General features: G+C 49.2%; 21 protein-coding genes. 14 read left to right on the top strand and 7 right to left on the bottom strand.

Features of this window, described 5'->3' with window-relative positions:
- The first annotated feature begins 40 nt into the window (after positions 1-40).
- The 13 genes from KZH41_RS22775 (at position 41) to KZH41_RS22715 (ending at position 16,131) form a co-directional block, all read left to right on the top strand.
- Positions 41-2,206 carry a sulfatase-like hydrolase/transferase gene (locus KZH41_RS22775; RefSeq protein ID WP_263273765.1) on the top strand — a complete coding sequence of 722 codons (2,166 nt, stop codon included), beginning with the start codon at positions 41-43 and terminating at the stop codon, positions 2,204-2,206.
- Entirely contained in the window at positions 2,206-5,268 is a 3,063-nt protein-coding gene (locus KZH41_RS22770; protein WP_263273764.1) for a PEP-utilizing enzyme, read from the top strand. Before KZH41_RS22775 ends, KZH41_RS22770 begins: the two co-directional genes overlap by 1 nt.
- On the top strand, positions 5,268-5,906 hold the full coding sequence (locus KZH41_RS22765; protein WP_263273763.1) for a gamma-glutamyl-gamma-aminobutyrate hydrolase family protein: 639 nt from the start codon (positions 5,268-5,270) through the stop codon (positions 5,904-5,906). Before KZH41_RS22770 ends, KZH41_RS22765 begins: the two co-directional genes overlap by 1 nt.
- Positions 5,906-6,685, top strand: coding sequence for a phosphocholine cytidylyltransferase family protein (locus tag KZH41_RS22760; RefSeq protein ID WP_263273762.1), 780 nt, complete (start codon positions 5,906-5,908; stop codon positions 6,683-6,685). The genes KZH41_RS22765 and KZH41_RS22760 overlap by 1 nt, the downstream gene beginning before the upstream one ends.
- A 2-nt stretch (positions 6,686-6,687) precedes the next feature.
- Positions 6,688-7,836 (top strand): CDP-glycerol glycerophosphotransferase family protein, encoded by a 1,149-nt coding sequence (locus tag KZH41_RS22755; RefSeq protein WP_263273761.1) that lies wholly within the window; start codon positions 6,688-6,690, stop codon positions 7,834-7,836.
- A gap of 15 nt (positions 7,837-7,851) precedes the next feature.
- A complete protein-coding gene (locus KZH41_RS22750; protein WP_263273760.1) occupies positions 7,852-8,088 on the top strand; it encodes a hypothetical protein in 237 nt (78 codons plus the stop codon).
- A gap of 158 nt (positions 8,089-8,246) precedes the next feature.
- Positions 8,247-9,815 (top strand): YidC/Oxa1 family membrane protein insertase, encoded by a 1,569-nt coding sequence (locus KZH41_RS22745; protein WP_263273759.1) that lies wholly within the window; start codon positions 8,247-8,249, stop codon positions 9,813-9,815.
- A gap of 7 nt (positions 9,816-9,822) precedes the next feature.
- Positions 9,823-11,193: a hypothetical protein gene (locus KZH41_RS22740; RefSeq protein ID WP_263273758.1), complete on the top strand. Its 1,371-nt coding sequence runs from the start codon at positions 9,823-9,825 to the stop codon at positions 11,191-11,193.
- A 25-nt stretch (positions 11,194-11,218) separates the two neighbouring features.
- Positions 11,219-12,253 (top strand): GDP-mannose 4,6-dehydratase, encoded by a 1,035-nt coding sequence (gmd, locus tag KZH41_RS22735; RefSeq protein ID WP_263273757.1) that lies wholly within the window; start codon positions 11,219-11,221, stop codon positions 12,251-12,253.
- A 94-nt stretch (positions 12,254-12,347) separates the two neighbouring features.
- Positions 12,348-13,304, top strand: coding sequence for a GDP-mannose 4,6-dehydratase (locus KZH41_RS22730; protein ID WP_263273756.1), 957 nt, complete (start codon positions 12,348-12,350; stop codon positions 13,302-13,304).
- Positions 13,301-14,512 (top strand): glycosyltransferase family 4 protein, encoded by a 1,212-nt coding sequence (locus tag KZH41_RS22725; RefSeq protein ID WP_263273755.1) that lies wholly within the window; start codon positions 13,301-13,303, stop codon positions 14,510-14,512. The genes KZH41_RS22730 and KZH41_RS22725 overlap by 4 nt, the downstream gene beginning before the upstream one ends.
- Positions 14,496-14,942, top strand: coding sequence for a hypothetical protein (locus tag KZH41_RS22720; protein ID WP_263273754.1), 447 nt, complete (start codon positions 14,496-14,498; stop codon positions 14,940-14,942). Before KZH41_RS22725 ends, KZH41_RS22720 begins: the two co-directional genes overlap by 17 nt.
- 82 nt (positions 14,943-15,024) lie before the next feature.
- Positions 15,025-16,131: a glycosyltransferase gene (locus KZH41_RS22715; protein ID WP_263273753.1), complete on the top strand. Its 1,107-nt coding sequence runs from the start codon at positions 15,025-15,027 to the stop codon at positions 16,129-16,131.
- Between the two features lie 254 nt (positions 16,132-16,385).
- Here KZH41_RS22715 and KZH41_RS22710 read toward each other — a convergent pair whose 3' ends face one another.
- From KZH41_RS22710 to KZH41_RS22685, 7 genes are all read right to left on the bottom strand, one after another.
- Positions 16,386-17,750: a hypothetical protein gene (locus KZH41_RS22710; protein ID WP_263273752.1), complete on the bottom strand. Its 1,365-nt coding sequence runs from the start codon at positions 17,748-17,750 to the stop codon at positions 16,386-16,388.
- A gap of 46 nt (positions 17,751-17,796) precedes the next feature.
- On the bottom strand, positions 17,797-18,186 hold the full coding sequence (locus KZH41_RS30540; RefSeq protein WP_412548777.1) for a GtrA family protein: 390 nt from the start codon (positions 18,184-18,186) through the stop codon (positions 17,797-17,799).
- Between the two features lie 12 nt (positions 18,187-18,198).
- A complete protein-coding gene (locus tag KZH41_RS22705; RefSeq protein ID WP_263273751.1) occupies positions 18,199-19,134 on the bottom strand; it encodes an aldo/keto reductase in 936 nt (311 codons plus the stop codon).
- A 1-nt stretch (position 19,135) separates the two neighbouring features.
- Positions 19,136-19,873: a glycosyltransferase gene (locus KZH41_RS22700; RefSeq protein ID WP_263273750.1), complete on the bottom strand. Its 738-nt coding sequence runs from the start codon at positions 19,871-19,873 to the stop codon at positions 19,136-19,138.
- Positions 19,870-21,027: an FAD-dependent oxidoreductase gene (locus KZH41_RS22695; protein WP_263273749.1), complete on the bottom strand. Its 1,158-nt coding sequence runs from the start codon at positions 21,025-21,027 to the stop codon at positions 19,870-19,872. The genes KZH41_RS22700 and KZH41_RS22695 overlap by 4 nt, the downstream gene beginning before the upstream one ends.
- Positions 21,027-22,049 carry a glycosyltransferase gene (locus KZH41_RS22690; RefSeq protein WP_263273748.1) on the bottom strand — a complete coding sequence of 341 codons (1,023 nt, stop codon included), beginning with the start codon at positions 22,047-22,049 and terminating at the stop codon, positions 21,027-21,029. The genes KZH41_RS22695 and KZH41_RS22690 overlap by 1 nt, the downstream gene beginning before the upstream one ends.
- 281 nt (positions 22,050-22,330) lie before the next feature.
- Complete coding sequence (locus tag KZH41_RS22685) at positions 22,331-23,131, bottom strand: CPBP family intramembrane glutamic endopeptidase (protein ID WP_263273747.1); 801 nt, start codon at positions 23,129-23,131, stop codon at positions 22,331-22,333.
- 412 nt (positions 23,132-23,543) lie between these two features.
- Between KZH41_RS22685 and KZH41_RS22680 the strand changes: the two genes are divergently transcribed.
- Entirely contained in the window at positions 23,544-24,404 is an 861-nt protein-coding gene (locus KZH41_RS22680; protein WP_263273746.1) for a DMT family transporter, read from the top strand.
- Positions 24,405-24,529 lie beyond the last annotated feature (125 nt).

Here is a 24,529-nt window from a genome sequence, read left to right as displayed (position 1 = left end):
TATTTGCGAATTAATATTTAAAAATTGCAATGGGGGCGTTGTGGGCGAGCAGAATAAGAAAATTGCTGTGGTGGCAGGGGTATTGCCATTTGTCATATTCGTAGTTGTGCCATTGGCGTTCTATTTTGGTAATGTCTTGGAGTATGTGGCGTCTTTTTCGTCAATACTGTTGTTACTTTGCACCGTGGCTGTTGGCTTATTTCTGCTGTTCTTTTTGCTGTTGCTGAACGTTCGCAAGCTCCCATCTGTGTTTAATGTGCTCAGTGGGCTATTGGTTGGGACTGCGGTTGCTGCTTGGGTTCAAAGCCAGATTTTCGCATGGGATTTTGGGCCTCTGGATGGCCGGGGGGTTGATTGGGCTAAATGGGATGGCCACGCTCAATGGGAGCTTTGGGCGTGGGGCGCGATCCTTCTCGTTTCAGTAGTCCTCGCATTTCGCTCGTTCAAGGGGGTGCGTCTTCTTGCGCAAGGAACTATTTTCCTTGGGATACTAACGCTTGTAAGCTCAGGAATAGTTGCGAGCCTGCAGCGTAGTGATGCCTCGGGCGGAGATGCAAGTAACAGTGCATTTACTTTTAGTGAGCGTAACAACAAGATTCTCGTCATTCTGGATACGTTTCAGTCTGACGTGTTCTTGGAGATCTCCAAGCGATGGCCTGAAGAAGTTGAGTTTTTAAAAGGTTTTACGTTCTATCCTGATACCGCTGGTGGGTTCCCGACTACTGTTGCGTCCGTCCCGTTAATCATGACAGGTGAACAATACAAAAATGAAATTCCTATCAGGGAATGGACACGTAAAACCCATGAACATAAGAACATAGCAAATTTTCTAGGTGATCATGGGTTTAGCGTCAGCCTCGTTACGATACTTCCCTCTACTCTTGAAGGGACACGCTACCCCGCTCAACCTATCAGTACCGCTGGGCGCATTGGATGGCGCGCAGTGTTGCAGAATGATTTACTAGTGCTTGATGGCGGTTTTTTCAGGGCATTGCCTACACATTGGAAGCCTGGCTTTTATAGCGAGGGAAATTGGTACTTCTCGCGCTTGAGCTCTGATACGAATGCGCTGCCCGGCATCCATGGCCAGGACCTGAGCTTTTTGGAGGCTTTTGAACAGCAAGCGACTGTGGATTTGAAAACGGCCGGAGAGTTTAAATTTTATCATTACGCCGGTGCACACTGGCCGTTGCAGTTGGATGAGCATTTAAACTATAAAGCGGGTATGCCAGAGGAGCGCGAGTCCTACATTCAACAGTCACGTGGCGTTTTGACATTGCTGCGTCGAAAGCTTGAGAAGCTCAAGCAACTCCGTGTGTACGACAGTGCTGAAATAGTGGTCGTAGGTGATCACGGCAGCCACTATATAGTCCCTAACGACATGCGGGCTAGTAAGCTATCCAACGTTGACGAAATTCCTGATAACGTTTTAGCTTCTTCTCGACCTTTATTTTTGTACAAGCCAGCTGATTCTTTAGCGGTGCTCGCGATATCGGAAGCACCCATGCAATTACGTAACATTCCTTGTGTTTTCTCCAGGAATAGTAGCGAATTTGGATGTGATACAACGTTTGGTGGGCACTCACAGGATTCTCGTACGTTCTTTTATTACCATTGGACTAAGGACTATTTTGATGGCAGTAAAGATTTTATGCCTCCTATGTATGAGTACGCTGTCAAGGGTGATATCCGCGATATGGCTTCCTGGAGCAGTAATTATCGGGTGTATGAGGAAGCGCGCCATCATGACGTGCCTAAGATAAAAGAGTATAAGTTTGGCGAATATCTTTCTGTGGGCGAGGAGGGTGGCGCAACCGGTTATTTCAAACGTGGTTGGAGCTATCAAGAGCCCGGTCATCGCTGGAGTGATGGTACTGTTAGTTACGCTGCATTTAATACGGATCCTCTCGGTAAGCGAGGGCTTACGCTCAAGCTTTATGCGAGTTCATTTCTGCCTCCGGGTACCCAGTTCCAAAATGTCGATATCATAGTGAATAAGACGAAGATCGGCTCTTGGCAGGTTTCAGGCCTCGCCTGGTATGAGGTTGAGATTCCCGCAGCAGTTGTCGGAACGGGAGAGCTCAATGTCGAGTTCCAATTCAACGCTCCTGCCCGACCTTGTGATGTAATGGAGTCCAAAGACTGCCGGTTACTGGGTATTTCTGCTCAGTCACTTGTGATCATCGAGCAGGGAGCAACTCACTGATGCAGCCTGTCTTCATTATTCTCGGTGCCGGTCGGCCGCATCGGGGAGAAGAGCACGTTGCGCTGCGCAACGCCCTTGGCCAGTCGCGGGTTCTGGATTGGCTACTACGTGCAGTAAGTCCAATCCAGCCTACTGTTTATTTTGTGGGCGGTTACCAGGTTGAAACTATCCAAGATCGCTATCCCGAGTTCACCTATTGGGTAAATGAAGAATGGCAAACTACGCGTTCAGCCTACTCTTTGCTACATGGGGAGTTACCTGCCTTAAGAGACTGCCTGGTATCTTATTCCGACATCCTCATACGTAAGAACTTAGTTTCCGCACTGACTGCTGTGGACGCAGATATTGTGATTGCGGTGGATAGCCATTGGCGGAAGCGTTTTTCCGGACGGACTCAGGGGGATTTGACTCGCTGTGAAAAAGTCTGCTTGTATGAAACGCTGGTCACCCGACTTGGGGCAGATATCGCGCCTGAAATCGCTTCAGCGGAATTCCTCGGGTGTGTTCGCTTTGCACCTAGGGTTGTGGCAGCGCTGACACTGGCGAAGGCTGATCTGCGTGAGCGTTTGCGCCATGGAAACTTATCCGATCTGATTGAGGTTTTGCGTATGCAAGGCTTCGTTGTTCGGGCAGTCGATGTTTTGGGCGATTGGGCCGAGCTGAATGAGCCGAGAGATTTGGCACATTTTGTACTGGGGACCAAAGCTGAGACATTACAGCGTCTGTATGGCATGGTCACATTGAGTCGTATTGAGGATCAGGTCAGTTTTACTGTTGCTGAGTGGCGCCAGAATGCCCAAGCTTTGATGTTGGTCATTCAACGGCATTTCCCGATGCAGGAGCTTGTCATTCGGAGTAGTGCGTTATCAGAAGATGGCTTCATTAACTCTAATGCGGGTGCTTACACAAGCTTGCTGAGTATCGATGGTAGCAACCTATCGGTGCTGAATTCTGCAATCGAACAGGTTGTAGCCTCGTATCCGGGCTTCAATCCCGAAGACCAGGTGTTGGTGCAACCGATGCTGGCACAAGTTTTGGCCAGTGGCGTCGTGTTCACCCGCAGCTTGAGCAGTGGTGCGCCTTACTACATAGCCAATTACGATGATGTCAGTGGTAGTACCGAATCGATCACGAATGGCAGCAGCCGCGAACATAAGACTTTGGTTATGCGCCGAGATGCTGCGCAGGATAATCCCAACATTCCCACGCACCTGACTCAGTTACTGCCTGCCTTGCGTGAGATAGAGAGTTTGCTCGGCTATGATTCGCTTGATGTTGAGTTTGCAATCACTGCCAAGGGGGGCGTGCATATCCTGCAGGTGCGGCCGATTGCCGTTGATCATTCCGGGTGGAGTGGCAATGACGTCGAGTTGATTTCCCTGATCGACGAGGCCTGTGAGCGTTTTACTATGCTGCAAACACCCTCGCCCTTTGTTGTTGGGCACAGCGGGATTTTCGGCATCATGCCGGATTGGAACCCTGCAGAGATCATCGGTACCAAACCGGGATTGCTAGCGTTCAGTCTATACCGGTTTTTGATCATGGATCAGGTGTGGGCCACTCAGCGCGCTGAGTATGGTTACCGTGATGTAAGGCCGCAACCGTTGTTGATTGCGTTTGCCGGGCACCCTTATGTAGATGTACGCGCCAGCTTTAACTCATTTGTGCCGGCGTCGTTGAATGACCAGTTGGCAACGCGTCTGGTGGATTTTTACCTTGATTGGCTTAAACGCCATCCTCACTTGCACGATAAAGTTGAGTTTGACGTCGTGCCGACCTGTTTTGCACTTGATTTCCAGCGTTGGGAAACTCGCTTGATTGAACAGGGGGGGTTCAGCGCTGAAGAGTTGAATGCGCTACGTACTGCCTTGCGTGAAGTTACGACCAAGGCCATGTCGCGTAGTTATGACGATTTGGCGCAGATCGAGAATCTTGAACAGCGTTTTGAACGTTTGCGGCAGTCACCGTTACCGCCGTTGGAGAAAGTGTGGGCGCTTTTGCATGATTGTCGCAAGTACGGCACGTTGCCGTTTGCTCATCTTGCGCGTAGCGCATTTGTCGCCGTCACGCTGTTGCGCTCGGCGGTCAGTGTCGGCGTTTTGAGTGCGGCGGAGCTCGAGGATTTTTTCGGCACAATTCGTACTGTCAGCCATCAGTTGACTCGTGATGCCATCGCTTGTGCGTCGGGGAATTTGAGTTGGGAAGACTTTGTCGAAATGTACGGGCATTTGCGGCCTGGAACTTACGATATCGCTTCACCTAGCTATAACGCTGATCCCGAGTATTATTTGAGGCCTATTGTCACCAGCACTGCACACCTCACTGGAGCTGGGGTGGATAACAAGATGGTGGGGAGCTTGTGGGGTGCCGCTCGTCAGCGTTTTGTGGACGCATTGCGAGAACAGGGCCTGCAGTGTGATGCTGCTGGCCTTGAGGCGTTCCTCCATGAGGCCATTGAAGGACGCGAATACGCCAAGTTTGCCTTTACCCGAAATTTGTCCTTGGCGCTGGATGAATTGGCCAAATGGGCAGCTCCCATGGGGTTGACCCGGGAGGCGCTCGCCCATGTAAATCTGGAGGACATTTTGGGATTACGTACGGGCTCTGTGGCGACTTCGACGCCGGGTTCTTGGCTATTGCAACGTGCTGCAGAAGGCAAGGCAATGAATGGCTTGGCTTCCGCCGGCGAACTCCCTCCATTGCTGTGCCGGGAGGCAGATTTCTCAGTTTTCCTTTACCCATCTACACAAGCTAATTTCGTCGGTAGTGGTCAGGTTTCAGCTGATTGTGTTGAATTAAGCAAAAGCGATGACGATGTTGATTTGACTGGGAAAATTGCCTTGATACCTCAAGCCGACCCAGGTTATGACTGGCTCTTTGGTCGACAAATTGCAGGCTTGATCACTATGTACGGTGGGGCTAATTCACATATGGCAATTCGCGCTGCCGAGTTTGGGATGCCTGCAGCGATCGGAGTTGGCGAAACGCAGTATCAGATGTTGTCTGCGGCTGAGGTGCTTGAACTCAATGCTGCTAATCGTCTGATCAGGATCATTCGCTGATGCGTATTGCAATTACCCAGCGAGTTGAGTGGGTGCAAAGCTATAACGAACGCCGCGATTGTCTAGATCAGCAATGGTCTGCCTTGTTGGAAATATTGGGGATTGACGCAGTAGCGGTACCTAATAAATTGAAGGACCCCGCAGCATGGCTGGCGCGTCAAAATGTGGGAGGGCTACTTTTGACCGGAGGCAACGATTTGGCCCACTTGGTTGATGCATTGCGCTCGGCACCGGAGCGGGATGCTACGGAGCTCGCTCTATTATCATGGGCTGCCTCTAACCAGATACCGGTATTAGGGGTTTGTCGGGGCATGCAAATGCTGAATCATTTTCTGGGGGGAGCACTGATGCCCGTGGCCAACCATAGTGCCGTCAAGCACTCGGTTTCAGCATTAAATGATGACCCTCTGTTCAGTTCCTACCGGGAAGTCAACAGCTATCATCGTTGGGGGATCGGCGCCAGCGACCTGGCTTTGGGGCTCTGCGCGCAGGTCCGCGCAGGTGACGATACAGTCGAGGCGTTCACTCACAATCAATTGCCTTGGGTTGGAGTGATGTGGCATCCCGAGCGTGAAGTGCCGTTCAGCTCGCTTGATATTCAGCTCATTCGCAAGCTTTTCGAATCAAGGAATACGTGATGCAAGTAATCATTCTTGCTGCAGGTCAGGGTACTCGTCTTCGTCCGTATACCAATGACCGGCCTAAATGCATGGTCGAGTTAGTTGGCAAGCCCCTGTTGCACCACCAACTCGAAGTATTGCGATCCTGCGGACTTAACGACATTGCCTTGGTGGGTGGATACTGCGCCGATGGCTTGCAGGCAGAAGGTATCGATGTAGTGATCAACGAGCGATATGCCGAAACCAATATGGTGTCGACGTTGTTTTGTGCAGAAGCGTTGATGCAAGAAGGGCAAGACCTGTTGATTACGTACGGCGATATCATCTATGAACCGCGGGTACTTCAGGCCGTGTTGCAAAACAACGCGTTTCTCTCCGTTGCGGTTGATCGTCAATGGCGCAAATTTTGGGCGATTCGCATGGAAAATCCGCTGGCCGATGCCGAAACCCTCAAGTTGGATGCACAGAACTGCATTGTTGAGTTGGGCAAGAAGCCTAATGACTACAGTGAAATTCAGGGCCAATATTTGGGCCTGATCAAAGTGCGCGGTGATCAGGTCGCAGCCTTTCGAGCTGCCTGGCACGTCTTGGATCGCCAGGCTACCTATGACGGTAAAGACTTCGACAACATGTATATGACCAGCTTCCTTCAGCATCTGATTAACGAAGGGTGGGAAGCCAAGGCTGCGTTTACGGACAACGGATGGCTGGAAGTTGATACCGTCGAAGACCTCGATCAGTATCATCACATGCACGAAGCTGGGCAGTTGGCATCGTTTATGCTGCTTTCGGTTTAATCATGTTTGAGTCTTTGCGCAAAACATACCGCGAATGGAAAGGCTTGGAGGCATTCAAGAAGCTCCCCAAGGCCCAGCGGCAACTGGTGTTTTACTCCGAGGGCCGAGGTTATTGGACTTATTTCGAGGCGATATTCAAGGCATTGCAGGATGAACACGCTCATCCCATAGTCTACGTGACGTCCGCTGAAAATGATCCTTTGTTGCTTAATCCTCCCGAGGGGATGCAAGCGTTTTATGTCGGTGAGGGTAGCATGCGAACGCTGTTCTTCTCGACGCTGGACGTACGGGTGTTATTGATGACCATGCCTGATTTGCAAAGCTTTCATATCAAGCGTTCGCTTCATCCTGTGCACTATGTTTATCTTCATCATTCAATTGTCAGCACTCATATGGTGTACCGCCAGGCGGCGTTTGATCACTTCGATTCCATTCTGTGCGTAGGCCCTCACCATGTTCAGGAAACCCGTGTTCGGGAACAGTTGGCCGGGTTACGCGCCAAGGTGTTGATTGAGCACGGCTACGGTCGTCTCGACGCAATTCTCGTAGAGGGGAACACTGGGCCTTTGACGCGATCAGTAGGAGTATCTGCACAGGTTCTGGTCGCACCCTCCTGGGGCGAAAGCGGGCTGTTGGAACAACATGGGCTGGACGTGATCAGGCCACTTGTGGATGCGGGGTTACGGGTGATTCTGCGCCCTCATTCACGCACTCGTAAGCTTCGACCAGAGATTTTGGATGCCATTTGCGAACATTATCGTGACGAGCCTCTTTTCCGTCTGGATGAAGACGGCGACGGTCGCGCATCATTGATTGAGTCTGACTTGATGGTAAGCGATTGGTCGGGAGCAGCACTTGAGTTTTCGCTTGGGCTTGAAAGACCCACCCTTTTTGTTGACGTTGCGCGTAAAATCCTTAGTCCAGGTTATGAGGCCATTGGCCTTGATCCCTTGGAAGCCCGTATTCGGACTCAAATTGGTACTATTGTCGCACCTCAGGACCTTGCCAGCTTAGGCAGCATAGCTGCCGATTTGATAGGTGATGCGCACCAGTGGCAGTCAAGTATCAGGACTGCCCGCGAGCATTGGGTTTTTAATTCGGGCACCAGTGGCAGCGTCGCTGCGGCTCATCTGGTTTCTTTGTTGGATTGATTTGGAGTATCTCGCATGAAAAACTCAAGTTTCTCCCTGGTGGCCCTTATCTGCCTGGTTGTGTTGCCGATCAATGCGTTCGCTTACCTGGATCCCGGTACTGGCAGCGCTGTATTACAGGGTATCCTCGGTGCGTTGGCAGCGATTGCGGTAGTGCTGAAGCTTTACTGGTATCGGTTTTTAAAAATGTTGGGTTTTCGTAAAAATACGGTCAAGAAAGACACGCCCGCCAGCAAAACGACAGAGAAGTGAGGATTTAGCGCTAGAACCGCGTGAGATCTAATGTTCGGAAGTTGGCCGCTTCTATACAGGTGTCAATACGCATAATGACTGTCAGTCAATCTAAGTTGTTTGAGCTGATTATATAAAGTTGCCTAATGTCTACTCATAGAAAAAAAATCCAGCGGCTTATGACGCTCTGGTTATTATTGATTCTGGCACCGGTTGCATTTGCGGATGCCACCGCACCGACAATATTGTTGTCGAGCGACTCGAGTGTAGAGTTGTCGCTGGACTTGGCTGCAGGTACGATTGAGCATTGGCGCTTACCTCAGGTGCTCAACGCTCAAGGGCTACCGCAGGATCTTGCAGCACCCGCTGGAAAGTTGTTCGCGCTCAGGGGGGTCTTGCGAGGCAAGACGCTTGAAGAGTGGGCCGACATTGCTGGGGGCTGGAAAACTGTTTTAAGTGACGCACAAACTTTGTCTGTTGCACTTCAAGGCGACAGCGTGCCATTTGTTATTCGTAAAACCTGGAGTCTGACCAAGCAGCCTTCGCGTGTCGGGTTTGAATTGAGTGTTCAATTCCGTGGGGTGGGCAAGCAAGAGGGCGATAATCTATGGTTGGAACTTGGGCCCGGGTTGGGGGAAGTGCCTACGCACGGCCTAGGGGTGGGTCAGTCGATTTATTCGTTCGCCGAGCTGATTTATCGCAGCGCAGCAGGTATAGATACGAAACGCCTAGGTCATGATGGTGTCTATGAATACACTTCGCTCGTTGACCAGGACGCTGCCAAATGGGTCGGGCTACAAAGTCGTTATTTTGCGTTGATCTTGATTCCTAGAGGCGCTGTCGAGAAGAGTCTGGAATGGAAGGTTCATGCTCCAGTAGAGGGTGTCTGGTATCCTCGGCAGCCTTCATTTGAAACGACTCTTCAAATCGGGATTCCTTTGGTAGGAGGTAATAGTGATTTGCCTAAAATTCTGCGTTGGGATGTCTACGGTGGTGGCAAATCATACGTAGCATTGTCTGCCCAACAGCCGATGCTCTCCGATATAATGTTCGCGGGCCTATGGGGGTGGATGCGCACCCTCATCTTTGGAATAATGTTTGTACTCGGAGTTATTCATCGGGCTGTCAGCAGTTGGGGAGTGTCAATTATACTGTTGGCTGTTCTGGTCCGACTGGCAATGTATCCAGTGGCGAAAAGAGCCATCGCTGCCCAAAAGAAGTTTGTCGCCATTCAGCAGCGTATTCAGCCGGAACTGCAGGAAATTCGGCGAAACTACAAGGGTGGAGAACAGAGTGAGCGCATTTTAGAACTCTACGAATGCCATAAGGTTAGTCCTTTAGCTGGGTTGAAACCCTTGCTGATTGTATTAATACAGATTCCCATTTTTGTGGCGCTTTATCACTTGCTGGGCCAGGCATTTGAGCTGCGTAATGAACCTTTTTTGTGGATGGATACCCTCGCGCAACCTGACCAGTTGTTTTCCTTCGGGGTGGACATTCCTTTTTTTGGTGCGTATTTCAATTTACTGCCGGTATTGATGTCATTAAGTACATTGATGAGTATCAAGTTTTCTCAAGCGCCAGCGGCCACTGCAAGAGAAGCATTTCGCCAGAATTTTTTCCTCTCGCTTATGGCATTGGTCTTTTTTCTCTTGTTCTATTCGTTCCCTTCTGGAATGGTGCTGTATTGGACGATGGCCAATATTCTGCAATTTGTTCATCAGCAATTGGCTGCGCGTAATGATTGAGGAGCGGATGATAGATTCTTTGCTGTTGAGGGTTTTGCCCGAACAGGTGCCGACCAGAGACGAGAACGTATACGTTGATACGGTCTTTGAATTGTATCGGCTCGCCAGCAATCAGGTGCCCTCAGCGGAGCAAGACCAGCTGCTTGCTTTTCTATCCATGCGCGTGGAGATTGCGGGACGCTTATTCTGTGCTTACGGTCCAGAAGGCAAAAAAATCGCTGACGATCCTGTAGAGACTCAGTGGAGCGAGGTTGCGTTGGGTGTGTTTTTTTGCGATTTTTTGCGACTGTCCGAAATGTCAGGGCATGAATCAGTAGCGTTCAAGCGCTTGAACGCGATTTTCAAACTCGTTGATTCAATTCATTCTATTGGGTCGAAACGGGAAGTTTTTACCGACCTGCGTGAGGCTATCGATATCCAGTCAGCGCTGTTTTTGAATCGTTATTCAGTTGGTGTTGCATCTGAAAGTGCCCGGTTGACGTTCCCTTCAGCGGTGGCATCTGAGCAAAAGGTCCTTCCGATTACCGTGCTTTTTTGGGAAGGGCCAATTGCTCGGGCATACCTCGCTGCCATCAAAAGCATGGGGTATCGTCCGGAGCGAATCATACATCTAATATCTGCCTTAGACTTGGTTAGCAAAAAGCCCGTAGGGCGATATCTGCCAAGCTTTTTGCGTGACGGTTATGCCCAAGGGGTGCAAAAAAATAGTATTCATTATTGGGCATCCGAGTTGCTAAAAAAAGAACCCGAGTTGTGCGTTGCTATTCGATCGTCTGTGGCACAGAGTTTGTTTTTTGATTCGGAAGTGTTGGAGAATGCTTTAGCGTTATCGGACTTGCGCGGATATTGCCCAAATGTCGAGACACTGATGATCAATGACTTGGCAGATGATCGTTTATACAATTATTTGGCAGTTTTACCCGAGACAAACTTGCTGTTCACCGGTGGGGGGATCGTTCCTGCTCGGAGCTTGCAGCTTGCGCACTTAAAATTTATCCATGTTCACCCAGGCTATTTGCCAGATGTTCGTGGAGCTGATGGTGTTCTCTGGTCTCAGTTGATTAAGGGGCGCACCTCTGCCAGTTGCTTTTACATGGCGCCTGGTATTGACGATGGTGATGTTATTTTTCCGTGTTACTTACCGACGGTTAAAATAATTTATGATCCATCCACGGTGCATCTGAAGATGTTGTATCGAGCACTTTACGCCTTCTTTGATCCTTGGGTCAGGGCGTATGCACTACGCGAAGCGATAAGTGCTACGGAAGGCTTGAATTTTAAAAAGGTGTTTGAACAGGATGAGTCGTTAAGCACGACTTATCATTTTATGCATGAGAAACTTCAGAAAGTTTCTTTGTCTGAGTTTTTTATAGATTAAGTGCAGTTCGCTCAGGGAGTAACACGTGAAAAAAGCAATTATTACAGGCATTACGGGCCAAGATGGTGCCTACCTTGCTCAGCTGTTGCTGGAAAAAGGCTACATGGTTTATGGCACTTATCGTCGCACCAGCTCGGTCAATTTCTGGCGTATGGATGAACTGGGCGTTACCCAACATCCGAACCTGCATCTGGTTGAATATGACCTGACTGACCTCTCCTCTAGCATTCGTTTGCTGCAGAGCACGGAGGCGACTGAAGTCTATAACCTGGCAGCGCAGAGTTTTGTCGGCGTGTCCTTTGACCAGCCGGTAACCACCGCTGAAATCACAGGGTTAGGCGCGGTTAACTTGTTAGAAGCAATTCGTATCGTGAACCCAAAGGTTCGTTACTACCAGGCGTCCACTTCGGAAATGTTTGGTAAGGTTCAAGCTGTCCCCCAAATCGAAACCACTCCATTTTACCCGCGTAGCCCGTATGGCGTTGCCAAGCTTTACGCGCACTGGATGACTATCAACTATCGCGAGTCCTACGGCATCTTTGGTGCGAGCGGTATTTTGTTCAATCACGAATCTCCGCTGCGTGGTCGTGAGTTTGTGACCCGCAAGATCACTGACTCCGTCGCCAAGATTACCCAAAGAAAACTGGAGGTTCTGGAGCTGGGGAACATGGATGCAAAGCGTGATTGGGGCTTTGCAAAAGAATACGTTGAAGGCATGTGGCGCATGCTTCAGGTCGATGAACCCGATACTTTCGTTTTGGCTACCAATCGCACTGAAACTGTACGTGACTTCGTATCGCTCGCCTTCAAGGCCGTGGACATCAATCTCGACTGGAAAGGTGAGGGCGACCAGGAGCATGCAATTGACGCGGAAAGCGGCAAGACCGTCGTGCAAATCAATCCGAAGTTTTACCGCCCAGCTGAAGTTGAGTTGCTGATTGGTGATCCTGCTAAAGCCAAGGAAAAGTTGGGTTGGGAGCCGAAAACGAATCTAGAAGAACTTTGTCGGATGATGGTTCAGGAAGACTTGCGCCGCAATGAGCAAGGTTTTTCTTTCTAAGGCCAATGGGGCGCGGTTTTGTGTTCCAAACGAAAGGACCGAATTTTCGATCCTTTCGTCCTAGTCGTGTTATTCAGGCCAGAGGTAAAGAGTCGTGAAACATGTTCTGTTGACCGGAGCTAATGGCTTTGTCGGTAAAGTATTGCTTGATCAATTATTGATGGCAGGTTATCAGGTAAGCTGTGCTTGCTCTACATCGAATCCTACACCTCGCGTGGGTATTGATCAGGTCAGGTTGGATATCCGTGACGCTAGTGCCTGTGTTGCAACGCTTGAGCGGATTAAACCTACTCATATTATTCATTTGGCGGCCATCTCGCATGTGCCGACCAGCTTTCGTCACCCCTTGTTGACGTGGAATACCAACGTGCTGGGAAGTCTGAATCTGCTGGAGGCAATTAAACAGCAAACTCCTGATGCGTTTGTGGTATTTGCCAGCTCTTCTGAAGTTTATGGAGAGTCTTTCCAATCCGGTGTTGCGCTGGATGAAACTAGCCCTTGCTTGCCAATTAACCCTTATGCCGCGAGTAAGTTGGCTGCGGAACTGGCATTTGAGCAGTACTTTAAACAAGGTATCCGCGGTGTGATCGCACGCCCGTTCAACCATATCGGGCTTGGCCAGTCGCCAGACTTTGTAACTGCATCCTTTGCCAGACAGATCGCATTGATCGAAAGTGGGAAACAGGCGCCAGTGATACAGGTCGGTAATCTCGAGGCTCGCCGAGACTTCCTTGATGTGCGGGACGTTTGCGCGGCTTATTTGCAGTTGCTCGGGCTCAGTGACGTTCAGGATCACCCGCGTGTATTTAATATTGCATCCGGGAACGCACGCAAAATTCGCGACATTTTAGATGAGCTGGTGAGCCAAAGCACTGCGGTTATTTCTGTAGAGCTTGACCCTAAACGTTTGCGCCCTTCGGATGTCCCGTTTGCGGTTGGTAAGTGTGATCGCATACGTAATGTCTTGAGCTGGGAGCCAAAGGTTCCGCTGAATGAAACGTTAGCCTCATTATTGGCTGACTGGCGTTTACGTGTGGAAGCCGAACAGTGAAGGTGTTGATCGGTACCGAGTCACTTCGTCCACCGTTGACGGGTATTGGCAATTACACGCTTAATCTCATACGAGAATTGCAGTTGCGCTCGGATGTTGAGGCGATTGACTGTTTCAACGGTGATCGGTTTTCAACAGCTGAGCGCGTGTTGATGACTGCGGATCTGTTAATTGAACCGGTTACCGAAAGTCGCCACCAAGGGGGCGCGAAGGCGCAGTTGCGTAAAACGCTGCGTGGGCTGCCGTTGGCTTACCGTTTGAAATCAGCTTGGTCAAATGTGCGCTTCAAGATAGGAGGGGAAGCTCGTTCGGGCTTCGTTTATCATGAGCCCAACTTTATCCTTAAACCTCACGACGGGCCGTGTGTGACGACTGTGCACGATTTGTCGTTTGTTAGACACCCTGAATTCCATCCGCCGGAACGTGTCAGATGGTTGAGTCGTCAACTGCCACGAACGCTTGAGCGGGCGGATTATGTCATTGCTGATTCAGAGGTGGTACGGTCCGAACTGATCCAGCAGTTCGGTGTCAGACCTGATCGAGTAAGGGCTATTTACCTTGGTGCGGATGCCCGATTTATCCCTCGGTCGCCAGAAGAGTGTAGGGCCGTGTTGGCCAAGTATGGGTTGGTACATGGCGGATATCTTGCGTTTGTGGGTACGATTGAGCCACGCAAGGGACTATCAGTGCTGCTGGACGCTTGGGAGCGTTTACCTGCAACGATGCGCCAAAACTGGCCGCTCGTTATTGCGGGAGCTCCAGGGTGGCGCAATTCTGAATTCGTTAAACGCATGCAAACGCTGCAGGCTAAAGGCGAGGTGAGGTTTCTCCAGTTCGTCAATGCCTACGAGTTGCCGTTTATTTACGCCGGGGCTGCAACTTTTATTTATCCTTCGGTGTACGAAGGTTTTGGCTTGCCAGTGCTTGAGTCGATGGCGAGTGGCGTACCGGTAATTTGCGGTAAAGGCACCTCAATGGCCGAGTTCGCCCAAGGGGGTTGCAAGCTCTTTGATGTAGATGATTGCGATGCGCTCGCACTGGCTATCGTGGAGTTGCTTGAGAGCCCCCAGCAGCGTTTGCGAATGGCGAATGTCGCTCTGGCTCAAGCAAATAGTTTTTCATGGGCTCGTTGTGCGCAGGAGACTCTGCAGGTTTATGCAGAGGCTGAAAAAAATCACTCACGAGGTAGTTATGAAGAAGCTAGGTAAGCTGATAGTGGCAATGGCATGTGTTGCTGTGTTGAGCGCATGTGATAGCGGTAAACCGAAAAGCGTTTTTTCTGCACAGTACAGTGCGCCTCAAAATAGTTTGGAAGTGACTGCGTCTAGTAATTTTACTTTGCCGCTGACCGTCAAAAACACCAGTACCGCCGCCTGGGACTCCAAGGCCACGAAGAGGCCTGTTCTGGCTGCTTATCATTGGCTGGGAGCAGATAAAAAAATGCTGTTGGTAGATGGTAATCGCACTGCATTTACAGCTCCTGTCGCACCCAATTCTGGAGAGACTATCCAGCTGGGTGTGGCGGCTCCTACTGCTCCTGGGAATTATATCCTTCAGGTCAGCCTTGTTCAGGAAGGTGTGTCGTGGTTCGAATCTAAAGATGTCAAACCGCTTGAGTTCAACGTAAAAGTTAAATAATTTTTATATGAGACTATAATAACGATGGCGAAGTTTCTTTTGGTAATATGCAAAGAATGCCACCGTTTTAAGTAGGTGTATTTTGAGAATTCTACATTTTTATAAAACGTTTTCGGCGGACCAGCATGGTGGTGTGGAAATGTTTATCCGCCATCTCACACACGCTACTAGCCGGCAAGGTTGCGAGAATATTGTACTCTCCCTTTCCAGGGATGGCGCATCTTCGGTTCAGGAGGCAGACTATCAACTAGTGCAAGCAAAGGAAGATTACAATCTTGCATCGACAGGTATTTCTTTGTCTTCCTTCAAGACATTCAAGGAGTTGGCTAAAACTGCAGATATTGTTCATTACCATTTTCCCTGGCCCTTTATGGACTTGGTCCATTTTGCAACGCGCGTGAATAAACCAACGGTAGTGACTTACCATTCAGATATCGTTCGACAGAAAATTCTGAAGTATTTGTACAGCCCCTTGCAATACGCCTTTCTAAACAACGTAGATGCCATTGTTGCGACCAGCCCCAATTATCTTGAAAGCTCAACGGTTCTCGCTAAATTTAGAGAAAAGTCAAGTGCAGTTCCTATTGGTTTGGAAGAAACCATGTATCCGGCACCCGAGGCTGATAAGGTTTCGGAATTGCGTGAGCGGCACGGTCAGTTCTTTTTGTTCATCGGCGTGCTGCGTTATTACAAAGGTTTAGAGTTTTTACTGCAAGCAATGGAAGGAAAGGATTGGCCATTGTTGATTGTTGGCGCCGGCCCGTTAGAACAAGAGTTAATTCAGATTGCGGCTGAGCGAAAGCTACACAATGTGCATTTCATTGGGCAGGTCACCGAGCAGCAAAAAGTTAACTTACTGGAAGCATGTTATGCGGTAGTATTCCCCTCCCACCTGCGCTCAGAGGCGTTTGGCATCAGTCTGCTGGAGGCCGCCATGTTTGGTAAGCCAATGGTGTGTAGTGAGATCGGTACGGGCACCAGTTTTATCAACCAAAATGGTGTGTCGGGTTTGGTGGTGCCGCCGCGTGACGCCTTGAGCATGCGTCTTGCGATGGAGCAGTTATGGAACTCTCCTGCTTTGGCCTCTCGTTATGGTCAGGCAGCTCGGGAGCGTTATTTGGAGGTATTTACTTCCCATTCCATGGGTGAGTCTTACGTTAACATTTACTCTAAATTGTTGGCTCGCTAACCATGTCACATAGTTATACGTGTTATGACTACGGATAAAAATGCTGAATATCTGATTTTCAATTAGGAAGCGTTTGCACCCTCTACGCGTCCGTCTCTGATTTAATTGACCAGTTCAGCGGATAATCCTGCCCCCGCAATGGGTGGTTATTCGTTGTTACGGGCCCCCGCCTAACTTTATTGCTCCTGCAGGGATAGCAGTGCTGCGATAGGAATCGAAGCACAGGTGCCGTCACATCTACAGCAGTCACCAACCTACAGACAACGGCTCAATTCAGAGTTATCTGCATACATCCAGGGTTTGTAGGAAAGATAATCTCCGAACCCGGAAACGTTTTCAGGGTCGTAGGGCTGCCAGCCCCCTGGATTCGGATTCAAGAGCGCTCCTCCCGCACAAAGGGGCTGCCAGACCATGCTAATGCTCGGAAATGTCCATGGCCAGGCGGCCGGATGGTTGCCCAATTTATGGTCTGCTGCTGCTACAAAGCCTTGAGTGTGCTGAAGTTCTGCAACAACTTTACGTTTGAAATCATAGAAAGGGTAAGCCAGAAGAGTCAGGCTGATGGCCAAGACGCAGCTTGAGAACCACATGATGGGAAAGGTGACTTTGAATTTTGTTTTCGTCAGGATAATGACTGCAAAGAAACTAGGAAACAGTAAGGTGAGTGTTCTTGAGGAAAAGCTGATGCCTGCGGCGAACTGGTACAGGTTAGGCGTTTGATAACAATAAAATTGATAGAGTGCCGCTGCGAATAGGAGTAGCACGGCGACTGTTTTTTTCCACTGTAGAGCTATGATGGCGGAAAGTACAAGCATAAATGTGATGAAGGCTGGGTTGCTAAGTGAGTTTTTAAAAGCGCCAACAAAACTATCACGATTGGATAAGTCGCGTGGATAAATGATGCTGATGGTTGAGTCATATATTCCGGTAAGGCAGATAAGAATGCCCGCGCCAACAATAAATAGTGTTTTAGTGCTTAGGTTTTTTTTGTAGGCGGTGTATATAAGATAGACAAGAAATGTAGTAAGTGGAATAAGATTGGTTTCGTAGGTCTTGCACAGTAGGAACATAAAGATCAGTGCAAGGATGTTCCAGGGCATCGTATTTTTATGAAGTTGAGATAGCAACAGACTTGCCATGAATGTCAGGGGTATTATGACTTGATGGTCTGTTCCCAAAATATAAATTGTTGGTAGGGTCGTCGACGCAATTGCAAGCAGGTACAAATAACAAAGTGAAGTATAGCGGCCGCGCTCTCTAATCTTAAACGATAATAGAATCCACGGGGCCACAAGTACAAAGAGCACGCCAATTGCAAAAGCTTTTACAAATGTGCCTAGCTGGTGCGCCCCCAGAAAGAATGCTACCTCAATAGGCCACTGAAGAAGCCAATATGCATGCAGTCTCGCTTCATTGACAATGAAGATTTCTTTATTCGCCAAGGTCAGGCGTAGATGTTCAACACCGTCAGCGGAAAGATGCATGTCGATGGACAAGAGCCACACCAAAGCGATAAAAACTAGTACCAGAGGGTTAGCGAGCATGTCCCATGCACTGGTGGTATTCTTATCTAAATGAGCATGGAACGATATCTGTTTTACTGGGCGCTTGGGGAGCATGCTGTATGTCTCTGTCAGGGGGGGGCTTGCTATTTATTGGGCTGTTTCAAGGTAGGGAGTTTGAGTCAGGCAATGTATTAAATACGTATTTTTTATTTAAAACGTAGAAGATAATAGTGTATGTGCACATTGCAAATATTTGAGCAGTCTCTGCTTTTAGGTTTACAAGGTGAATACCTATCAGTAGTATCGCCTGGTTTGTTAAGAATGCGATAACGAATGCTATAATAAACTTAAAAATCATCCCGCTTCGAAATGTTGTATCGTTGAAGACAAAGACTTTATTTAGAAAGAATGCAGCTATTAGAGCTACGGCGTAGCCTGCGGTATTTGCATATTCTGCTTTAAAGTTCAATTGATTGAGGCAGAATAAGAAAGTGCAATAGCCAATTGCAGTGTTGATAACTCCGCTAATGATGTATTTTATAATTTGCATGTCGTACACTGCCTATTGGCTATAGTCTTTCAGTTGCTTGATAAAGTTAATATCGATCTCGTCTTTTTTTAAAGACTTCAGTTTTTTCCAGTAGGTCAGCGTGTCCGAGAGCTGTTCGACGGTTCTCGGGCCAATGATTACTCCGGACAGAGCGGCGTTCATATAGGTACTGAGTAGCGCGAGCTCATTTAGCGTCCGAGGGCATGGTTTGAAGTTGTGCTCGGAATTAATCAGGTCTGAAACATGATCAATCAGGGCCTTTGAGTGAGTGATCGCTCTAAGTGTTGAAGAGCTATCTTTCTTAGCGGGTATGCTACTCATGCCGCCGAGGTTTATTCCATAGGCGAGGTACCTGGCTTTGGGGAAGTATTTGGTGTATGCCGATCGTGCATTAGAGGTAGTCAAATTTTCTTTGACTTGTATGATCCACTGCTCTGAAAGTTCAGGCAGAGCGTTGTGATAGAGTTCGGGTTTTTTTATTCCAGAAAGACCAATTTCAATACCCTGATTTCGAAGGTTGTTAAGCGAGTCGGCTGTTTTCTCAATCGCGAGTTGATCTTCAGTGGTATCGCCCCTGTTATCCCAGTGTACGGAAACACAGCCTAGCATGTTGCCAAACCGTTCCATTAGAGCGTCAACGTCGGCAATTAACTTTTCAGGTGTTAGATTTGAGTTAGGTGCTCCGGAATTATCAAGCGAGCCGACTTTGGCTATGACGGAAAGGTTTGAATTAGGGTTTTCCTTAATCCAGCTTTCTATCCAGTTAATGGCTAGCCCGAAATCAGCTTCTCTCTTGTTGATCGGGTAGTTTGTTGCCGTGTCAATAAACTTTCCGCCCTGTTCAAGGAAGCTATCAATCAAATTAAACGCTTCTGCCTTGGAGACTCCCCAGCCCCACAATGCGGTACCCAGTATTAAAGATTTATTGTCTGTGGAAAAATTGAACATATTAAACCGCTCCTGTGGAGTTTTTCAGTTTTGTCCTTAAAAGTCTCATGGCTTTTAGGTACTCGACTGTAAGTTTTACTATTTTTACCTTGGAGTTGGGGTCATCTGTCCATGTAACTGGCAGGTCAAAAATTCTATATTTGAGGTGTTCTCCGATAACGAGTACTTCGGTCGCGAAAAACCACCCATCTGCTTGAGCCCCGGTCTCCATTAACTGAGGTAATATCTTCCTTTTAAGAAATTTAAAGCCGCACATGCCGTCAGTGAAAGACGTTCTGAAAAATATTTTAATGAGTTGATTAAAGCATAGGCTTGTGAAGTTTCTTAGCTGTGTTCTGCCAATAACCTGTGCGCCGCGAGCCAGTCTCGAGCCCGTTACGATATCTGTTTGGTCGGAAATCAGACTGACCAGCGCAGGCTGCAAGTGGCTTAAATCTGTCGCCAGGTCGAGGTCCATGTAACCAACGATGTCAGCGTTGGATCGTCCCCATGATGACTTGAGTGCCAGGCCTACACCTCGTTTCTCGAGCCGTAAAAATGTCACATCTGAAAACTGCTCTGCAAGACGGTTGCCTATATTCGGTGTATCATCAGTGGATCCATTGTCGGCGAGTACAATTGTAATGTTGCCGAGGTGTTGAAGATTTTCTTGAATATAGTCTCGTGCTTTGTTTACTTGCGCTTCCAGAGTGTCTTCTTCATTCAGGATGGGTATAGTTATCTCAATGGTGTTTGTCATTGTATACTCTGTATGTTGGCTGCGCGTTGACAAAATACTTCTGTATCTAATTTTTCTAGAGCATCGTAAATGTTGTCTATCTTTCCGCCCAGTATTGAGTAGCAGCCTGGTAAGTTTGAATGTTTTTCAAACAGTATGGGGCGGCCATCATCGCCTTCACTTTTTGTAAGAATTGTTTTGACTTCAAACAGTGAGTCTATATATTTTGCATCCAGTACAGCCGGAATGTATCGCCCCACGTCTCTGACCATTCGGTCCACACGGCTGGCTTTATCGTATTGTTTTAGCTTTTGATAAGGGTCGACGCCTTGTTGATCGGTCCAATGCAAGTGTGGGGTGTACCGTACGTGCGATAGCGTATGGAGATTTCGTGTTGGAAAAGGCATGATGGAAAAAAAAGGACCGTCCATTACGGTAATACCAAGGTTATTCAACGGTTCGGGCATCAGCACCAAGGGCATTTCCGTAATTTCCTGCTTCAACCCTGTTTGCGTGCCCGGGAAATCGCCTTCAAATTGGTTTAGGCCGCTGTAGCTACAATTGAATACGTAATCACATATTATTGGTTGCTCTTTTCCTTTAGCGCAATGTGTCATTACTTTTAGTGCCGAGTTCTCAGTATTCTTTATGTCGACTGCGCGCGTATTGTAATAGATCTGAACGCCAAGTTCCTTCAGTTCCGTCTCAGCCCAGTTGGCGAGTTTTTTCGAGTCGAAGGCATACTCCTCCACTAGGAATACATTTTCGATTAATCTGGGCTCGAAAAGTTCTCGTAACGCTGTGTCTGCCGGCTCGATCGTTGATCCAATACTTTCGCAAAAGCGTACAAATTGTTTGGCGGTGACTTTAGAATTGCGCCGAGCGATCGCATATAATTTTGTGAAATCTTGTTTTACCGCGCTTGGCCAGTTGGATACAAATTTCGGTAGATTTATCCGGCTGCGGTAAGCAGTCGTAAAGCTACGCGGGTAGTGATACCCGTTATGTACTCGAGCTTGATTGTTAAAAGATGCCCGCATGAGAAGTGCTGGTTCCTTTTCGATCAGGACGATTTTTTTCAGGCCACGCTGTTTAGCTAGATAAATTGCGATAGCAGCCCCATAAAAACCACCTCCAATCACCACAGCATCTTGATGTTGGGCCGTGTCCACCATCAGAGTATTCGCTCTTTATTGTAGTCGCCGTTCGAGGGGGAAGAAGGCGCTTCTTCAATGTTGAGTTTTTCGAGTCGGGTCATGCGCGCGCTTGTGAACTCTTGCCCTACATGATAAAGCGGGCCTTCATTTGAAAGGCTGGCCATGTTGATAATGTATTCACCCAGTACCAGTAGAACGAGTGATATTAGGAAAAACATCCCGGATTGTTGTAGGGAAAAACTGACCCATCCTGGTGCGATGTCTGACTTTAGCAATCCTATTGTAAGGACATAGATTGAATACACTACGTTGGCGAGTGCCCCGAAGAGAGATAAGTAGGTGACTAGGCGCATGGGCGCGCGCGTTGTAGAAACCAATAGGCGGACGCCGCGGTCAATACTATCGCCTAGCTTCTTCTTTATTAGCTCCTTAGGCGGGGCGCTATAGGTCAGGTGCGCACGCGTAAAACCGCCAGTTGCAGGAAGGTGGCGATAGGTAATGACTGGTTGTGGGTGTTGCAAGATAAAATTTATTACTCGTTTGCTCAAAATTCGATAGAGCGGGGCTTCTTTAGCTAAATGAACGCCGTTTAGCTTGTTGTAAATGCCATGGAATATTGCATAAGCGCTACGGTATGCAAAACTCTGCGTAGGCTTCTGTTCGTTGTTGGCAAAAACCACATCGGCACCGCTGACGGCTTTGTCGAGCATCTGTGGGAGGAAGTGAATGTCGTCTGTCATTGGGTCAACCACTGCAACAAAATCACCCAGGGCATTTTCCAGGCCAACCCAGGACGCGGTATCCGTATCAACTTCTTTTGTCAGTGCGTAAACTTGCAAATTAGCCAAGCCTGTTTCACTCGTTAGCGCTTTTAATACATCAACGCTGTTGTCAGTAGAGGCATTGTCAACAATAATTAGTTCGTAGTCAGGAACGATTTTTGAGATGGCTGACACGGCCTCAGATAGTATTCTTTCAATGGTTGCCGACCGGTTCCTTACTACGAATACAACTGACAAAAAACAAGGGAAAAAGGTCATGGTTACTCTCTGATTTAGTTCTGGTGACGAACTGGCATGTGTCGAGGTTGTGTATAGAGAAACCCGCTGGCTTCCTGCCTGGACTGGAAAAAGTTTCACTTCCCAAGATGTGACGAAACAGAATGAGAATGCTTGGCCTACACCTCGAAAATGGATGATTCCTAGTGACATTCATTAACGCCACGTTGGTAAATCTTAGAAACAATTCTAGCCCCTATGCACTTTAACATCTCCTGCTTTGGCATGCCAAACTGCCTTTGATTTTGTTGGTTAGATTTTGATTAGCCAACCACTCCTCCCACCATCGGATAAACAAACAACCCAAAATGCACCAAATTCACCCCAAAATGCGTCACAACCGCCGCCCCCAACCCGCCAAACCGGTACGCCAAGCCATACCCCACCCCCGCAACCCCCGCCAACAACGTCCACTGCCACCCAGCGCCGACATGCATCAGCCCAAACAACAGTGAAGCCAATAGCAGCGCCAGGTTTTCCCCATAAGGCAGTTGTTTAAAGCGCCGGCTCAATCCGCCCTGGATGTAGCCCCGAAACAGTGCCTCTTCCACCAGTGTCACCAGCAATAGATTATTAAGCACCCAAATCCACGCCTGTTCCGGCCATTTCGGTGCCCAGTTGGTCATCCCCAGCAATAGCGCGCCGCCCAATGCGGCGATGGCCGTGAGGCTCAAGGCCAGGGCCGTAACGCAAATCGTCAGGCGCAATGAGCGCCGCGCCACAATCCATGGGCAGGCCAGCAACAGCCAAAAGCCAATCAGCGGTTTGTCTTGGTTCAGGTACATCGAGAACGGTACGGCGTCTGGTGTAAAGCGCTGGGGGTCAATCCCGCGCCCGTTGTAGAAACCCGGCAGCCAGTGCATCGCCAGGCCCAGGGCCAGTACGATGAACAGCCCGTGACCGACGTAACGCGCCCAAGGTGTACGTTGCTGGCGCACGGCGTATCCGGCGATCAGCAGCAGGGCGACCGACACCGCCGCCAGCGCGCCGAGTTGCCCATAGGTCAAGGCCAGTACATAGCCAATGGAGAGAAGCGCCAGGTACAGCCAGGGTAGAGCGAGCATGTGAAATCCTTGGATAAAAACTGGTCGGCATTATAACGACCGTGTCTTTGTCTCAAAGTAAAAACTCCTCCGCGCGAATTGAGTCGATTGCAAAACCGGTCGACGGCTGGTTATAGTCACTGCCTCTACATCCCTTCACACAAGATCAGCCCATGCCTGCTTCCCAATGCATAGCGGTAGTCGATTCAGCGGTCAACGCTGTGGTCGTGCCGTGTGGGAATCAGCAGCCTGCGCAGATCGGTCAATACCCCCCACCTGTCAGTAGCACGCCGGTGTACGCAGTCGTATCACCGCCGGGTGTTGGCATTCCGGGCTGATCAGCGAATAGCTGTTGCCCTGTGCCCGCCTGAAAAACCTACTGAGTTTCAGCCTTGGCTGAATTGGCTTTTTTGCCTGATTACAGGTGGTATCCATGTCTGTTTTTTCGAAACAATCCGTGGCCGCGGCGGCCTCGACGAGCCTGTTTGTCTTGCTGTGGAGCAGCGGGGCGATTTTCTCCAAATTGGGCTTGGCCCATGCTTCGCCCTTCGCCTTTCTGTTGATTCGTTTTGCTATTGCCCTGGCGGGCCTAGTGATCCTGGTGCCGATCCTGAAGTTGAAACTGCCACGTCCCGGCAAGCCCATGTTCTATGCGGCGGCGACCGGGTTGGTGTTGTTGGGGGCGTATCAGATTTTCTATCTGCTGGCCCTGGACCTCAAAGTCACTCCCGGTGTGATGGCAACCATCATGGGCGTGCAGCCGATCCTCACGGTGGTGCTGATGGAGCGCCAGCGCTCCTGGCGCCGGATGTTCGGCCTGGGGCTCGGGTTGGCGGGGTTGATCATGGTGGTCTACCAAGGCATTGGCCTGGCGGGGATGTCCCTTGCGGGGATGCTGTTTGGGCTGCTGGCGCTGGTGAGCATGACCTTCGGCTCCATCATGCAGAAGCGCATCACCGACAATCCTTTGGGTACGCTGCCGCTGCAGTACCTGGCTGGGTTGCTGCTGTGCTCGGTATTTGTACCGTTCCAACCCTTTCACTTTGAGCACAGTGCCGGCTTTTACCTGCCGGTGCTGTGGATGGGGCTGGTGGTGTCATTGCTGGCGACGTTGCTGCTGTACCGCCTGATCGCCCGAGGCAATCTGGTGAATGTCACCAGCTTGTTTTACCTGGTGCCAGCGGTGACGGCCGTGATGGACTATCTGATCTTTGGCAATCGGCTCGCGGTATTGAGTGTGCTGGGGATGGTTTTGATCATCATCGGTTTGGCGTTTGTTTTCCGTAAACACTAGAAGGTGAGCACCAAGGGGGCGGTAGATCGCACGCCGAAACGCCCCCTTGGTCATCAGAGGGTCATGTTGTACCTGTAGGGCAATGCTGTAATAATTCCGACCTTTAGAATGTAAGTTATTATTTT

The sequence above is a fragment of the Pseudomonas sp. YeP6b genome (assembly GCF_025642995.1).
GTDB lineage: Bacteria > Pseudomonadota > Gammaproteobacteria > Pseudomonadales > Pseudomonadaceae > Aquipseudomonas.
This window is presented reverse-complemented; position numbering and strand designations above follow the sequence as displayed.

Coding starts and splice junctions, on each gene's coding strand:
- KZH41_RS22695 (WP_263273749.1), bottom strand. CDS start 21,027: ATGGTGGACACGGCCCAACATCAAGATGCTGTGGTGATTGGAGGTGGT.
- KZH41_RS22685 (WP_263273747.1), bottom strand. CDS start 23,131: ATGCTCGCTCTACCCTGGCTGTACCTGGCGCTTCTCTCCATTGGCTAT.
- KZH41_RS22700 (WP_263273750.1), bottom strand. CDS start 19,873: ATGACAAACACCATTGAGATAACTATACCCATCCTGAATGAAGAAGAC.
- KZH41_RS22720 (WP_263273754.1), top strand. CDS start 14,496: ATGAAGAAGCTAGGTAAGCTGATAGTGGCAATGGCATGTGTTGCTGTG.
- KZH41_RS22680 (WP_263273746.1), top strand. CDS start 23,544: ATGTCTGTTTTTTCGAAACAATCCGTGGCCGCGGCGGCCTCGACGAGC.
- KZH41_RS22690 (WP_263273748.1), bottom strand. CDS start 22,049: ATGACCTTTTTCCCTTGTTTTTTGTCAGTTGTATTCGTAGTAAGGAAC.
- KZH41_RS22740 (WP_263273758.1), top strand. CDS start 9,823: ATGATAGATTCTTTGCTGTTGAGGGTTTTGCCCGAACAGGTGCCGACC.
- KZH41_RS22765 (WP_263273763.1), top strand. CDS start 5,268: ATGCGTATTGCAATTACCCAGCGAGTTGAGTGGGTGCAAAGCTATAAC.
- KZH41_RS22745 (WP_263273759.1), top strand. CDS start 8,247: ATGACGCTCTGGTTATTATTGATTCTGGCACCGGTTGCATTTGCGGAT.
- KZH41_RS22710 (WP_263273752.1), bottom strand. CDS start 17,750: ATGCTCCCCAAGCGCCCAGTAAAACAGATATCGTTCCATGCTCATTTA.
- KZH41_RS22750 (WP_263273760.1), top strand. CDS start 7,852: ATGAAAAACTCAAGTTTCTCCCTGGTGGCCCTTATCTGCCTGGTTGTG.
- KZH41_RS22755 (WP_263273761.1), top strand. CDS start 6,688: ATGTTTGAGTCTTTGCGCAAAACATACCGCGAATGGAAAGGCTTGGAG.
- KZH41_RS30540 (WP_412548777.1), bottom strand. CDS start 18,186: ATGCAAATTATAAAATACATCATTAGCGGAGTTATCAACACTGCAATT.
- KZH41_RS22705 (WP_263273751.1), bottom strand. CDS start 19,134: ATGTTCAATTTTTCCACAGACAATAAATCTTTAATACTGGGTACCGCA.
- KZH41_RS22760 (WP_263273762.1), top strand. CDS start 5,906: ATGCAAGTAATCATTCTTGCTGCAGGTCAGGGTACTCGTCTTCGTCCG.
- KZH41_RS22770 (WP_263273764.1), top strand. CDS start 2,206: ATGCAGCCTGTCTTCATTATTCTCGGTGCCGGTCGGCCGCATCGGGGA.